Annotated in this window: 9 protein-coding genes; 2 read left to right on the top strand and 7 right to left on the bottom strand. The window is 44.7% G+C overall.

Going from position 1 to position 15,138, the window contains the following annotated elements:
* Window positions 1-238: 238 nt before the first annotated feature.
* Both DMB88_RS06820 and DMB88_RS06815 read left to right on the top strand, forming a co-directional pair.
* Complete coding sequence (locus tag DMB88_RS06820) at window positions 239-1,468, top strand: quaternary amine ABC transporter ATP-binding protein (RefSeq protein ID WP_128100744.1); 1,230 nt, start codon at window positions 239-241, stop codon at window positions 1,466-1,468.
* Window positions 1,434-4,028 carry a glycine betaine ABC transporter substrate-binding protein gene (locus DMB88_RS06815; protein WP_128100743.1) on the top strand — a complete coding sequence of 865 codons (2,595 nt, stop codon included), beginning with the start codon at window positions 1,434-1,436 and terminating at the stop codon, window positions 4,026-4,028. Before DMB88_RS06820 ends, DMB88_RS06815 begins: the two co-directional genes overlap by 35 nt.
* Window positions 4,029-4,233: 205 nt before the next feature.
* Here DMB88_RS06815 and DMB88_RS06810 read toward each other — a convergent pair whose 3' ends face one another.
* The 7 genes from DMB88_RS06810 to DMB88_RS06780 all read right to left on the bottom strand — a co-directional run bounded on the left by DMB88_RS06810 (window position 4,234) and on the right by DMB88_RS06780 (window position 14,942).
* On the bottom strand, window positions 4,234-5,208 hold the full coding sequence (locus DMB88_RS06810) for an ABC transporter substrate-binding protein (protein WP_128100742.1): 975 nt from the start codon (window positions 5,206-5,208) through the stop codon (window positions 4,234-4,236).
* Window positions 5,209-5,436: 228 nt separating this feature from the next.
* Window positions 5,437-5,964: an S-layer homology domain-containing protein gene (locus DMB88_RS06805; RefSeq protein ID WP_164848629.1), complete on the bottom strand. Its 528-nt coding sequence runs from the start codon at window positions 5,962-5,964 to the stop codon at window positions 5,437-5,439.
* Window positions 5,965-6,113: 149 nt separating this feature from the next.
* Entirely contained in the window at window positions 6,114-9,257 is a 3,144-nt protein-coding gene (locus DMB88_RS30895; protein WP_254438486.1) for a 5'-nucleotidase C-terminal domain-containing protein, read from the bottom strand.
* A gap of 56 nt (window positions 9,258-9,313) precedes the next feature.
* Window positions 9,314-11,026 carry a chitobiase/beta-hexosaminidase C-terminal domain-containing protein gene (locus DMB88_RS06795; RefSeq protein WP_128100739.1) on the bottom strand — a complete coding sequence of 571 codons (1,713 nt, stop codon included), beginning with the start codon at window positions 11,024-11,026 and terminating at the stop codon, window positions 9,314-9,316.
* A 451-nt stretch (window positions 11,027-11,477) separates the two neighbouring features.
* The gene (locus tag DMB88_RS06790) at window positions 11,478-12,863 is read right to left on the bottom strand and encodes an ABC transporter substrate-binding protein (protein ID WP_164848628.1); all 1,386 of its coding nucleotides are present in this window, start codon (window positions 12,861-12,863) and stop codon (window positions 11,478-11,480) included.
* 298 nt (window positions 12,864-13,161) lie between these two features.
* A complete protein-coding gene (locus tag DMB88_RS06785; RefSeq protein ID WP_056699714.1) occupies window positions 13,162-13,983 on the bottom strand; it encodes a carbohydrate ABC transporter permease in 822 nt (273 codons plus the stop codon).
* Window positions 13,980-14,942 (bottom strand): carbohydrate ABC transporter permease, encoded by a 963-nt coding sequence (locus DMB88_RS06780; protein ID WP_128100738.1) that lies wholly within the window; start codon window positions 14,940-14,942, stop codon window positions 13,980-13,982. Before DMB88_RS06780 ends, DMB88_RS06785 begins: the two co-directional genes overlap by 4 nt.
* Window positions 14,943-15,138 lie beyond the last annotated feature (196 nt).

Raw genomic sequence — 15,138 nt, 5'->3', positions numbered from 1 at the left:
TAAGGAGATAGACTGAGCATATGGGAGGAAAACTTTGTACAGTTTTTACTGTACAAACATTATGTACTGTTTATTCGGTTGATATACTGGTTAAGTATTGTTAGAATACAAAACGTTACCCAGAAAGACGGGAAGCGAAGCAACGATTACCGGATTTCGTGGCTGGGCGCACAAGTGTATGGGCTTGTGGATGCTGTAAGCCGTTCGAAGTGCACAACACATCAGAAGGGGTGAAAACATGACCATACTAGAAGTGAAGAATGTAAGTAAACTGTTTGGCCCCCAAACCGAGCAAGGATTACAATTGTTAGAGCAAGGTTGGGGTAAAGAAAAGTTGGCCAAAGAAAAACAGATAACGGTTGGTGTCAATCGGGTCAACATGGAGATCAAAGAAGGCGAGATTTTCGTTATCATGGGCTTGTCCGGTAGTGGTAAATCCACACTGGTTCGTATGTTTAATCGATTAATCGAACCAACATCTGGAGAAATTCTCGTTCATGGCAAAGATTTACGTAAGATGAACAAAGAACAATTGCGCGAAGTACGCCGGAAAACAATCAGCATGGTTTTTCAAAAATTTGCGTTGTTCCCGCACCGTACCGTTCTCGATAATGTAGAGTATGGACTTGAAGTCCAAAAAGTGGACAAAGAAGTTCGACGTGAAAAAGCAAAAACGTCGCTTGAGCTAGTTGGCCTAAAAGGCTGGGAAGACAAAATGCCGGATGAGCTCAGTGGTGGTATGCAGCAGCGTGTAGGTCTTGCCCGTGCACTTGCCAATGATCCAGAAGTGCTGTTGATGGATGAAGCCTTCAGCGCCCTCGATCCACTGATTCGCCGTGATATGCAGGATGAACTGATTGAGCTTCAGGATAAAATGAAAAAGACGATTATTTTCATTACCCATGACTTGGACGAAGCGCTGCGCATCGGCGATCGTATTGCTCTTATGAAAGATGGAGCCGTCGTGCAGATCGGTACACCGGAAGAAATCATGATTCAACCGGCCAACTCCTATGTGGCCCGCTTCGTCGAAGACGTGGACTTGTCCAAAGTCCTTACCGCTTCTCACGTAATGCGTCGCCCAGAAACGATTACGTTAGACCGTGGTCCTCGTGTTGCCCTCGAATTAATGCGCGAACGTGGTATTTCCAACCTGTTTGTCATTGACCGTTCGAAGAAATTGCTAGGTGTCATTACGGCTGAGGATGCTTCTCGTGCAATGCGTGAGAGTAAGACATTGAACGACATCCTTATTACGGATGGACCAACCGTTCCACCTGAAACGTTGATTCATGAGTTGTTTGAAATTACAAGTTCTGCCCATGTGCCTCTTGCCGTTGTTGGTGAGAATGGCCGTCTGCAAGGTGTTATCGTCCGCGGTGCCCTGCTGGGTGCTCTTAGCGGTGAAGTTGCAGTAAAGGAGGAACTCGTGAATGATTCCCAAAATACCACTAGCATCGTGGATTGAATCCATCGTTGACTGGATGAGCTCCTCGCTCTCCGGATTGTTTAAAGTTATTTCTGTTGTTATTGAGAGCGTGGTCGGATATTTCTCAGGATTGTTTATGCTGCCCCACCCACTCCTGTTCATTGCGATATTAGGTGTTCTTGCATTTATTGTGGGACGACTCCCACTGACCCTATTTACAGTGATCGGATTCCTACTTGTAGATAACCTCGGGTACTGGTCTCAATCAATGGATACACTCGGTCTCGTTATTACTTCCGGGTTAATCTCCATCCTACTCGGTGTACCGATTGGTATCTGGCTGGCATACAGCAAAACGGCGGCACGAATTATTACACCGCTACTTGACTTCATGCAGACGATGCCTGCATTTGTCTACTTGCTGCCTGCGGTTACTTTCTTTAGCCTGGGTGTTGTACCAGGTGTTATTGCATCTGTCATTTTTGCAATTCCGCCAACAATTCGTCTGACTCACCTCGGAATCAAGCAGGTATCTGGCGAACTGGTGGAAGCAGCTGATGCATTTGGTTCAACTGCTGCACAGAAATTGTTTAAAGTACAGCTTCCGCTGGCTTTACCTACAGTAATGTCCGGTATTAACCAGACCATCATGTTGTCCCTCTCTATGGTCGTTATCGCGTCCATGATTGGTGCGCAAGGTATTGGTGCCGAAGTATATCGTGCCGTTACTCAACTGCAAATTGGTAAAGGTTTTGAAGCAGGTCTCGCTGTTGTCGTGCTTGCCATTGTGCTTGACCGATTCACACAGAATCTATTCATGCCAGGTCGCAAGAAGACGTCACGCGTTACATCGAAACAAAAAGCATGGATTACTTCTGTAGCGACACTCGTCGTGCTCCTCGCAGGCTTCTCCCAGTATTTCGTAGGCGGTACAACTTCCGCTGGCGGAAACAACGCAGCAGCTAATGCTGTAGGTGATGAAGTGAACTATCAAATTATCGGTATCGATCCAGGTGCCGGTATCATGAAATCAACTGCAAAAGCGATTGAGGATTACAATCTTACAGATTGGACGCTCATCGAAGGCTCTGGTGCAGCAATGACTGCTACGCTGGATAAAGCCATCAAAAATGAAGAACCGATTATCATTACAGGCTGGACTCCGCACTGGATGTTCAACAAATATGATCTTAAATATCTGGAAGATCCAAAAAAATCCTTCGGGGATGCTGAAGAAATTCATACCATCGCTCGTAAAGGCCTAAAAGATGATCACCCTGTCGCTTATGAGTTCTTGTCCCGCTTCAAGTGGACATCCGATGATATGGGTGAAATGATGATTGGCATCCAGGATGGTACATCGCCAGAAGATGCAGCTAAAGATTATGCTGAGAAACATGCCGATCAGATCGACGAATGGACGAAAGGTCTGACACCGGTAAATGGCGATTCCTTTAAACTTAGCTATGTTGCTTGGGATTCCGAAATCGCAAGTACAAACCTTCTGAAATATGTGATGGAAACAAAACTTGGCTACAAGGTTAATGCCCTTCAAGTTGAAGCAGGTCCAATGTGGACAGGTGTTGCTTCTGGTGACGTAGATGCCTCTCCGGCAGCATGGTTGCCACTAACACATGCTGACTACTGGGATCGGTACAAAGATCAGGTTGACGATCTTGGTGCTAACATGACGGGTGTACGTACAGGTCTTGTGGTTCCAGGTTATATGACAGATGTTAATTCCATTGAAGATCTGGAAACAGGCGCTGCTGCTTCTACTGCTGCTCCAACAGCAAGTACGAATGTAGGCGACGAGGTTAATCACCAAATCGTTGGGATTGACCCAGGTGCAGGTCTGATGAAAGCTACAGCAAATGCCATTGAGAATTATGGTTTAACGAACTGGAATCTAGTTGAAGGCTCTGGCGCAGCGATGACTGCATCTCTGGACAAAGCTTACAAAAATCAAGAACCGATCATCGTTACTGGTTGGACACCTCACTGGATGTTCAATCAGTATGATCTCAAGTATCTGGATGATCCCGACAAAATCTTCGGGGACGCAGAGGAAGTTCACACTGTTGGTCGTAAGGGAATAAAAGAAGATCATCCTGTGGCTTATGAATTCTTCTCTCGCTTTAATTGGACTGCCGACGAAATGAGTGAAATCATGGTCGACATTCAAAAAGGCATTTCCCCTGAAGAAGCTGCCAAGACTTATGCTGAGAAACATCCAGACCAAATTGAGGAATGGATCAAAGGACTTACACCTGTTAAGGGTGATACGCTACGTCTAGGTTATGTTGCATGGGACTCTGAGATTGCAAGTACGAATCTACTGAAATATGTCCTTGAGACGGATCTAGGTTACAACGTTCAAGCACTGCAAGTCGAAGCAGGTCCTATGTGGGCAGGCTTGGCAGCAGGAGATATCGATGCTTCTCCAGCTGTTTGGTTGCCACTCACTCACGGCGACTATTGGGATTCGTACGGAGACAAGATCGACGATATTGCTGTAAGCATGACAGGTGTGAAACAAGGACTGGTAGTTCCAACCTACATGGACATCAATTCAGTTGAAGATTTAAAAGATAATTAAACCAATTCGAGTTGCATCAACCTGAATTTGGAAAAAACAAAGAGTGTTATCCTGCTCTTATACAACAAAACAACCTTCTCGATCATCGAGAAGGTTGTTTTGTTTTTAATTCATTATGAAAAAAGAGACGCCCAAACTTGTGCGTGAACGTAAATGTTTCCTTTTAAATCGTTGTACTTGTAAAAGAACTCATAAGCCCTTCTCGTTACTTCGTTTCGCCAAGAAATGCTTCTTTGAAAATATTCAATACATATTCTAGTGTAGTTGGATCACTATACGTGACAGCTTTGGTTTCCAATTCAATGACGTGTTTATTCTGAACAGCAGGGATATTGCTCCAAATGGTAGACTTCATAATTTCGTTATCCCGAGTCATATCTCTACTGACAACAACGAAATCACCCATGTATTCAGGAAGAACCTCAAGTGATAAGGAGTGATAGCCTTCTTGTAATGTATCATTCTTTACTTGTTCCGGCATATTCAGCTTCATGGCTTGATATAACGCTTCGGTTCCCCGCGCCCAGTGATCTCCCATGACAAATACTTCTTTTTCAAATATTTCAATTGTGGATACCGTTACGTTATCCCCATATTTTGCTTTGATCTCATTGCCGATGTCCTCGGCTCTTTTTGTGAAATCATCCACCCAAGCTTGTGCTTCAGCTTCTTTATTCAGTACTTTACCGATCTCTAACTGTTGATCCAAGTAGTCGAGTTTGCCCCACGTATACACAATAGTAGGTGCAATCTTAGCCAGCTGCTCCAGATTCTTCATCGTTGAACCAGCAATGATTAAATCCGGATTCAATGCTGCGATGCTCTCTGGATCTGAATCCGTTACGATGGCAACATCTTTTAATTTGTCCTTGAACAGCGGATTCGCCGCAGTCCATTCATCTACACCCACTGGTGTTACATCCATAGAAAGTATATTGGGGCCATTAGACAGAGCAACGATTCTCTCGGGCTTGGCCGGAATCTCTACTGGGCCAGTTTCAGACTGATAGGTAATTGTGTCCTTTGTTTCTTCCTGAGCAGCACCTGAACTTGTCGTATCAGCAGCCGTCTCCTGATTGCTGTTACTGGTAGCATTGTTTGAAGCATCGTTACCGCAGGCGCTGGCGATGATCGCGAACAACATGATCACAATCAACGGCAGGATCATTCTCTTTTTCATCTCTGTTTTCTCCCCTAATCATTAATGATAATCATTATCAATTTATCGTGCTGATTATATGATAGGAGCCGCTAGGGTGTCAATCTTTTTCGTTACACTGATCCACTACTCCCCAACACATATATCATATGGTTTATTTTGCACAAAAAAGCAGCTCGCAAGATGAATTCCTGCAAGCTACTTTTCTATCACATATACTGTTGCTCTGTAACTATAGAATACCAGACCTTATGGCTGTAATTGAAGCTCACTTGCTGACATTAGCAATGTCACCACTTCAGCCCGAGTAGCTTCAGCCAATGGGTTAAACTTGTTCTTGCCTGTTCCTTTTACGAGACCCGCTTCATAGGCTGCAGCGATATAAGGAGCTGCCCAAGCAGGTACCTGATCTGCATCCGCAAAACTCAGTGTAGGATTGGATTCTACCGGAAGCCCAAGAGCTCTAACCAGCATTACCGTCATCTCTACACGCGATACTTTGCCTGATGAGCGGAATGTATCGTCGGTATAACCACTAATAATCCCTTGATCCACAGCCTGAGCGATAAAAGATTGTGCCCAAGCAGGTATCCCAGCAGCATCCTTAAACGTCAACGCTTTGTTGCTGGCCGGAAGTTCAAATGCTCTTGCCAACATAACAATGAATTCAGTGCGTGTAGCTGGAGCATTCGGACGGAAGTTTCCATCCTGATACCCATTCACAATTCCCCTGGAAATGGCCTGCTGAATAGCAGCACTTGCCCAATGACTCCCCACATCCCCCAAAACCACACCTGGTGTTGTAGAACCATTCGAACCTGAAGGTGGAGTTGTTGGCTGTGTTGGGTTCGTTGGAACTGGTGTAGGCGTTGGTGATGGTGTTGGATTGCTTGGTGCCGGGGTTGGTGTCGTTGGTGCTGGTGTCGTTACACCACCTCCACCCCGTTACCACTTCCGGGATTACTTCCATTATTGCCACCACCATTACCAGGGTTACTTCCTTCCCCTGGCAATGAGCCACCTTTTAGGTCAGTACTACGTCCCTCTGTGGCTTGATTTACCAGACCTACTCGATCAAGGTGTTCATTGAAAATTTCATAATCAACCAGATTCAATTCGTAGAATCGATTGTCATCCTTAGCAGCTCTCATTGCACGATAGAAATCTCCACCGTTGGCCATAAAGGAGTTCGTCGCTACGATGTAATACCCATTCGGATCGATATCCGTATACGTTCCGTTTGCATTCTTAATTTGCACTTTGATAATCCGTTTGCCTACTTGTGTTACTTGGTTCGTGACAGAATCAATCTTCTCATTTGGTTTGGTGGAGTCGTAATAGAATCGCATTCCAGATACTTGCGGGAAGCGTCCTTCTCCCGTTTCCACTCCACTTACACCGTTCTCAAGCGCAGCGGTAATTTCCTTACCTGTCATTTTCAGCGCGGACAGATTATTCCCGAACGGCATCACCGTGAGCAGATCACCTAGCGTAATGTCGCCTTCCTTGAAGGAAGCTCGAATGCCGCCACTATTTTGAATAGCTACGTACCCTTTGACATCATTCTCTTTCACGATCGATTTCACTTTTTCCAGCATGCCATCTGTCATTAGATTCCCCAGGTTCGTTTCCTGCTTACGCACACTGTTGCGCTCTCCATCCAGAAATACATTGGTTTTGCCGATCACGGTTTTCTTGAATTTTTCCAGTTGCGGTGCGTATTCAGCAAGCTTCGCTTTGGCAACAGAGTCATCCTCGTAGATATAGTTACCCGCGGCGTCCTTTGCATCAAGACTCAGCAATGTACCATTCCATTTCTTCAATACGCCCTCTTCATTAAACGTAACATCCAACTTTCCAAGAGAAACGTCATACTCCCCAGTCTGCACAACCAGTGTAGGTTCATCCTCGCTTCCCACAACAATCGGTTCTTTCAGAATTGTATGTGAATGGCCGCCTACTACAATGTCAATGCCTTTTACTGCTTCAGCCAGCTTCAGATCCTCGGAGTAACCCAAGTGTGTCAGGGCGATAATTTTGTTAATGCCTTCCTGTTGCAGCATGTCCACCGTGGCTTGGGCACTCGCTCGGTAATCCTCAAACTTCAGCTCATCTCCCGGTGAGGATAGAGATACCGTATCCGCTGTAGTCAGACCAAAAATCCCGACCTGTTCACCATTTACCTCTGTAATAATAGCCGGATAGATTTGGGCGTCCTCCCCCGGTTTGCCAATGCTTTCATTATACAGGCCACTCAGATTCGCATCTTTCCCAAAGTTAATGTTAGCACTCACGAATGGGAACTCAGCTTGTTCAATGAAATCTTTCAGCACACCTGTACCTTTATCAAACTCATGGTTACCAAAGGTCATCGCATCGTATCCAATCATATTCATGAACTCCAGATCCGCCAGACCATTAAATAGATTGAAGTATAGCGTACCTGAGAATACATCTCCTGCATCCAGCACCAGTGTATTATCGTTGCGTGCTTCCTTTATCGCCGTTACACGGCGAGGGATATTATCTAAATGTGCATGTGTATCATTAGTGTGCAATACACGTAGATTGAAGTCGCCTTCTTCCGCAGCATCACCGATGCTTAATTGAGCCAGCAATGGATCATGGTCACTCACCCGTCCATCTGCTGTTTCGAAATCGGCATTCACATGCACAACTTCGATGACTGCCGTATCAGACACATTTTTGCTCACCAGAATGTGATCCAGTGTCTGAGAGTTTCCATCGTAAATATAGGAATAGCGCTCATTTTCCGGTAGATCGTTCACCAGATTGTCCAGTTCATCTCCTTCGAGAATGTTCAGTGTTTTGGAGAACTGGAAGTCATTGAAATCACCGAGAACCGCGACATTAACGTCAGGATCTTTGTTCAATAACTCTTTCACAAATCCATTTACGAGCGTCGCTTGCTTCGCGCGCTGAACTTCGCTACTTCTTGTCGCAGGCTGTATACTTCCAAAAGGCTTCAAGTCTCCACCTTTGGAATTGAAATGGTTGGCGATCACAACTACACGCTCACCGTTAAATTCAAATTCCGCAGCAAGCGGTTTGCGAGAACTAGCGAAAGCTTCATCATTAGGCGCGATTCTGCCAGGATTATTGGATAGACTACCGTCAACACCTACCTGCATGGATGTTGTTGCACTTCCTTTAATTCCTTCCTTCAACGAAACACGCGATTCGTTGTATAAGAAGCCTACACGAATGTTCGCGCCTGGTGCCCCGCCATCCTTGTTATTTTCCGGAGCAATATCCGTATATTTATAGGTCGGCCCATGATTCGAAGCAATTGCGTTAATTAAGGTCTGGAAGCTCGCATCCGCAGCTGTTGTTCCACTGTCCGTAGCACCATCATTATCCTGTACCTCCATAATGCCGATAATATCCGGATTTTTCAGGTTATTGACGATAATACCACCGATTTTCATAGCTCTTGCTGCATCCTTCTGGCTGAAGTTTTCAACGTTGAAGGTTGCGATTGTCAGCTTATTATTCGTCTGTTCAATCTTCGTTATTGCTTGTTCTAACCCACCTGAAGTAATAGCTGGAAGATTCCCCTCAGGGAGGATCTTAAAATTACCATTGGAATAAGTCATGACTCCTCTAACTGAATCAGTGAGCTTATCTCCAGTTTTAACCGCGTGTGGGGGTTTTTTATTAATAAATAATCGCTGTGGATTAAGTGAACTTTCAAACGCTTCTGCACCGTCTCCGGTCAAGATGACACCACCAGCAGGTGTACGAAGCGGATTGTTCGGATCATTATCTATAACAACAGCTAGACCCGGTTCACTGGAATATGGTCCAATAATGGTTGCCTCATCGATCTGTATTCTCATTCCTTCCAAACTTTCATAAAAGTCAATTGCATCCATATCGGGATTGAACTCGCCAAACTGATCAGAATCAATCACCTTAGGAATGATTCGTCCTTTACTTCCCAGAAGAACTGGTTCAGGTAGCTGCTGCTCTGTATCCTCAACTGTAATTGTTGTAGCTACAATCTCAGTTGTTGCCAGTTCTGTCGCTGATATTGCATACTCTTTCACCTGTCCAGACACCTTAACTTTATTGCCTACATTCATACCATGTGTCGGTTTATATATCAGAATCCCTCAGATGTATCCTCATTATCATCTTCCATCTCAGGGATCTCCTGCATGTAGAATGAACTTCCATTGACTACATGGGTTACGATACCTTCGACATTCTGTACAGCCAATCCATCGTATAAGGATGCATGTGATGCCCCTTGAATATCATGAATTCTAAGGTTATCCAGTTGCTGAAGAACCTTATAAGTAAAACTAAATACATCACTCTCTCTTCCATTGAACACAGCAATTGCTTTGATAATGGAATCCTCATTGATAGTGATAGGTTGACTATATAAAACGGATGACGTAGTTGGTTCGCTCTCATCTACTGTGTAATATATTTCTGCCCCTGCCATCGGAGAAGATAATGTCACGGTCGAGCCTTTGACAATTCCACCTGAAGGTACGTTGGTTGTCACAGAAAGCAGATTCTCGACAACATCTGCTGCGGTACGCGGAATAAGTTCAAGCCCATAACTAGTGTGGTACGTCATGACTCCTGTCACTTTTTCGTATGTTTTGCCTGCGGCTAGAGCAGTAGGACTGTTTTTCGCATAAATCGTAATTTCTCCACCATCGTCATCTGTCGCAAAAAACGTGGAGCTGCTGCTTCTTGTCACAGTGACCGCATTCACTTCGACAAGCATCCCCTCGTATATGCTTCCTGCGCCTTTCCCTCCACCAGCAGCAGTTGCAAAATCTTTAGATGTAAGTAAGATTGGCTCTGGTATTTCTTGAGCCTTATCCACGATTTTGATATAACCGCCAGGGAATCCGGCTTTATCTTTTTCTACCTGAAGTAAGCCATTATATACGGTGAGTGAGCCATATGCTTCAATCCGATCACCTAGTTCAACTGTAGAATCTGTTCCTCGTATTACGATTCCTGCATTGGAATCCTGAATATAGAGGTTTGCCATGCCTCCGGACTCTTCTCGGTACGTAACAATACCTTGAACAGTAACCGAAGAATTCTCAGACTTGTTTCTGGCTTCAACGATTGGAATCGGAGTGTTGTCAACAATCGTGTAATTTAGCAGAGTGATGGCGCTATCTAGTAATCCTTCTTTATGTGCATAGGCTTCAATGTGTGTAGTGTCATTTATTATGATGGGGTTAGTGTAGGGGAGAAACTCAACTTCATTATTCAGCTTATAGTAAATGGTGGCACCAACTGTAGTTGTTGCCAAAGTGATCTGTGTGCCCGTCGGAACTTCTCCGGAGGATGGATTAGCAGTGACATTGGCCACTTCTGTTTCAGGTGTTTCATCAATAAGTTGGAAGGTTGACGATGTACCAGTACGTAAACCTTTAGTAGAAAAATATTGAGATAACGTGCCGTTTGTAATGCGTACTTTTGATTGATGCAAAGGAGGATTACTATTAAGACCAAAAATGGTGCGAGGAGCAGATGTGGGTACCAGCACAGGCATCATTTTATTAATGTCTGTTTCTGTCGGGCTTTCAGCAATTGCAAAATTTGTGTCTACAAAGGGCGGATTCACATTTACTTTTGGACCGCTACTATAGGTCCCTACAACATAGCCTTCAATTGTAGCAGGCCTATCATCTGAAGGAAGAGCGAGTGCTTGTCCAACCGTCAATGGCTCATCTGCTGCGGCGACTTTACTGTTGAATACACCGATTGGTATGGTACCTGTAACCAATAGAACCATGGCTAAGAATAACCTGAGCCAACTCTTCATTTGTTTACTATACATCCTTTACCTACCCCCGTATCTTCGTTTTGACAATCATTTGTTCAGACAGCTTGTACATTAGTTCAAATATAAGATAACTGAACCGGAATTATATGTAAACATTATTTTTATGAAATGATAGAAAATAGAACATAGACTTCACAAAAATAAAATATATGTTAAATAAAAACTTCAATTCAGGCAGTTTTCCGTTCAAATTCGTGACTTTTTTAGCTTTTCGCACTATACACTTATGCATATATGACTAATTAACGTCAGAAAAGTTAACAAATTCAGTGCATAGTTATTATCTTTTCGACATTTTACGATACCATCTTTCCAATGATCATCCTTAGTTTATCTTTATTTCATCCGACTTAAGGCCCACATGATATTTTCAGTTTGAACACAGAGATGCGACGATCATGTTCGACCGCCGCATCTGAGTTGTAGTTATGAGATTAATCTAACATTATTTCTTCACTGTGCTGTTATACTGTGCGATCTTATCTGTAATTTGCTTCGCAGCTGCATCCAGAGCTTCTTGAGGTTCACCTTGACCATTCAGAACCGTCTCGATTGCTCCTTCGACAATTTGTCTTGCTTCTGGGAATACACCCATAACTGCGCCAGAAGTTGCTGTCGAATCAACGGAAGCGTGCAATTGGTCGACTGCTGTCTGGAATTGCGGGTACTTCGCCATATTATCCTTTAATACTTGCTGATCGTAAGCTGCTGTCGTAATTGGGAAATATCCTGTCGCAACGCTCCAGTTCGCTTGTACTTCTGGTGTCGCCAAATACTTGATGAATTCCCACGCTGCTTGTTGCTGTGCATCGGATTTGTTATTCATGATGTACAAGCTTGCACCGCCAACGACAACGCCGCCATCTTTTGCATCTGCTGGGCGAGGCAAGAATCCTGTTCCAAGCTCAAACTTACCGCCAGAACCTTCTACGATTTTACGCAATCCAGCCGTAGAATCCAGTGTCATACCAATTTGTTGTGCTGTGAATGCTGCTGTTGTATCATCTGTGCTACGTCCGAGGTTAGATACTGTTTTCTCGTCGATCATCTTTTTCCACCACGATAATGTCTTCACACCAGCTTCGGAGTTCAGCAGAGATTCAGTAGCTGCGCTGTCTCTACCGTTACCATTGTTTACATAATCTGCATTCTGGTTAGCGAAGAATTGCTCCATGAACCAGCCATAGATCGCCATGGAAGCGCCTGGTTTACCGTCTTTGCCCAGTGCTTTAGCTGCTTGTTCGAACTCTTCATATGTCTTTGGTGGGTTCTCTGGATCCAAGCCCGCTGCTTTGAACATGTCTTTGTTGTAGTAGAGAATTGGGTTTGATGTATTAAAAGGCATCGCGTTCAATTTACCATCAATGGTGTAATAACGAATGATGTTTGGCTCCAATTGAGAAAGATCAAAATTATCTTTATCAATAAATTGCTGTACTGGCGTAATCATGCCAGAGTCAATCATGAACTTACTTCCGATCTCATATACCTGGATGATGTCAGGGCCGCTGTCTGATCCCATCGATGCTTTCAGCTTATTCAAGCTCTCATCATATTTACCTTGATAGATCGCTTTTACCTGAATGTCAGGGTGACTAGCGTTGAAGTCGGATGCAAGTTGATTGATCGCTTTCTCCCCTGCACCGGACATGGAGTGCCACCAATTCAATTGAACCGGCTCAGTCGTAGCTGCAGCGGCATCTGCTTGTCCACCAGCCGCTGGCGTGCTGCTTGTGTCTGCTTTGGTACCACATGCGGAGATAACTAACATCAGTGCTGCCAACATTAATGCGAACGTTCCTCTTTTTTTCAAACCAAATCCCTTTACCATGATCTCTCTCCTTTTTTTGGGCTCATTTCAAAAATCAGTTCATTGGAGTTATGCGAAGTGGCCATTCCAGTAACGAATCGTTCTTCCGATTGCTGTTATCCCCAGATTTTTTCTCCCCATTCTCTAAATGGGAAAATCCGGTGATAAACGCAAACGCGCTGCTTCTTCAGAATCGATTTCGTTCCTTCCATTACCTTCGCAATTACTCATAAATTGATTTTAAGCTTGAGCCTGGTTTACTCGCTCGTAGCATTGGAATGCAAGAACCTTTTTCAATGGTGGTAAAGCTCTGATTGAATTAACCCTTCAATGCGCCAGCCGCCATCCCGCGGACAAGCTGTTTCAACCCAAACACCAGCAGCAACAAGGATGGTAGAATGACCATCGCCGTGCCGGCAAATACCAGATTCCATGCAGTGGATTCCTGGAACTCCAGCATCGAGATCCCGATCTGTACTGTTCTCATCTCTGGGGTGTTCGTTACGAGCAACGGCCACAGATACGAATTGTACATACTGAGGAACGAGTAGATCGCTAGTGTTCCAAGCGCTGGGCGAGACAGCGGTAGTACATGCGATACAAAATATCGAATGTGTCCACAGCCATCAATTTTTGCTGCTTCAAACAGCTCTTTGGGGAGTTGCATGAAGAACTGTCTTAGCAGGAAGGTACCAAACGCCGTAGCCAGGAACGGAACGGTTAAGCCCTGATACGTATCAAGCCAGCCCCAACTACGAACCGTTAGATAGTTTGGAATCATCGTGACTTCCCAAGGAATCATCATCGTCGCGACAAACATACTGAAGATGACGTTTTTCCCTTTAAACTGCATTTTGGCAAAAGCGTATGCAGCCATGCTCGCCGTAATCAATTGCCCCAGCATGGTCAGTCCCGCAACCAGGAAAGTATTCCAGATAAACGTACCAATAGGCACGATATCGAATACTTCGGAGAAGTTGGACAGATCAATCGACTGCGGAATGATATGCGGCGGATAGGCACTTGCATCCTCGGGCGTCATCACAGCCATGAAGAAGGTATACATGACCGGATACAGCACCAGTGCCGCACAGATCGTGAGAAGCACATACAATAAGGTGTTAATCCATGGAGTTCTCATTGATAATGTACTTTCCTTTCTACCCATTTGAACTGAATTAGGGTTAGAAGCATAATGACCGCGAACAGAATCAGTGCCTGCGCACTACCTGTTCCGAAACGGAAATTAACAAAGGCTTCCTGATAGATCGAGTAGACGAATACATTCGTACTGTCCATCGGTCCCCCACGGGTTAGAATGTTGATCTGACCAAACGACTGGAACGCACCAATGATGGAAACCACGCTGACAAAAAACAGCGTAGGTGACAGCAACGGCATTGAGATTTTGCGAAATGTAAGCAATGGTCCTGCTCCATCCATTTTCGCACTCTCATAGATTTCATCCGGGATGCCTTGCAATCCACTGGACAAAATAATGTAATTGAATCCAAGATTCATCCAGATGGTCATGATCGAAATGGAGATTAGTGCCCAATCCGGACTGGTTAGCCAAGGAATCGGATCAATGCCGACTTTTCCTAATAAATAGTTCAGCATGCCCAGCGTCGGGTGGAACAGAAACTTCCAGATGACTGCGGACGAACCTACAGATAATACAACGGGTAGAGAAAACACAAACTGAAAAACACGCATTCCCTTAAATTTGTTATGGGTTAGCGCAGCCAGAATGAGAGCGGCCAGGATGCCCGTTGGCACCGTGAACAAAACAAACAGCAACGTCACTTTCATGCCTTGAAGAAACAGCCCGGATTGGAAAACCGCCTTAAAGTTGTCCAGTCCTACATAGGCAGCAATCTGTCCCGTAGGATCAGTTGAATGCAGACTGAGGTACACAGACTTAAACATTGGATAGAACAGGAACACTGCGAACAAAAGCAGCGATGGTGCCAGGAAACCATAGGCCAGCATATTCTCCCGCATCCGCCCTACTCGGAGCGAAGCCGTACGGCGCTCACTTGTCTTCGATATACGCCGACTGGTAGCAGGCAAGCCGATCCGGTTATCAAGCTCACTCATCGGATTTTCTTCCCCCTCAATTAGCTCATTCGGTCATGACTCAAGCGTCATAACCACCTTAATCAGTCTATAAGTTCAACATCATTGCAGAATCCATTCTGAATCAACGTAATGTTAATCGTTGACAAGGGGGTTTACCAAACGGAGCATCTTGAAACGGCTTCCATATTAATGGATAAAATGACAAAAAAACCGC

Source organism: Paenibacillus sp. DCT19 (genome assembly GCF_003268635.1).
GTDB lineage: Bacteria > Bacillota > Bacilli > Paenibacillales > Paenibacillaceae > Paenibacillus.
The sequence above is the reverse complement of the archived record's forward strand: the minus strand, read 5'-3'. Positions and strand labels throughout refer to the sequence as shown.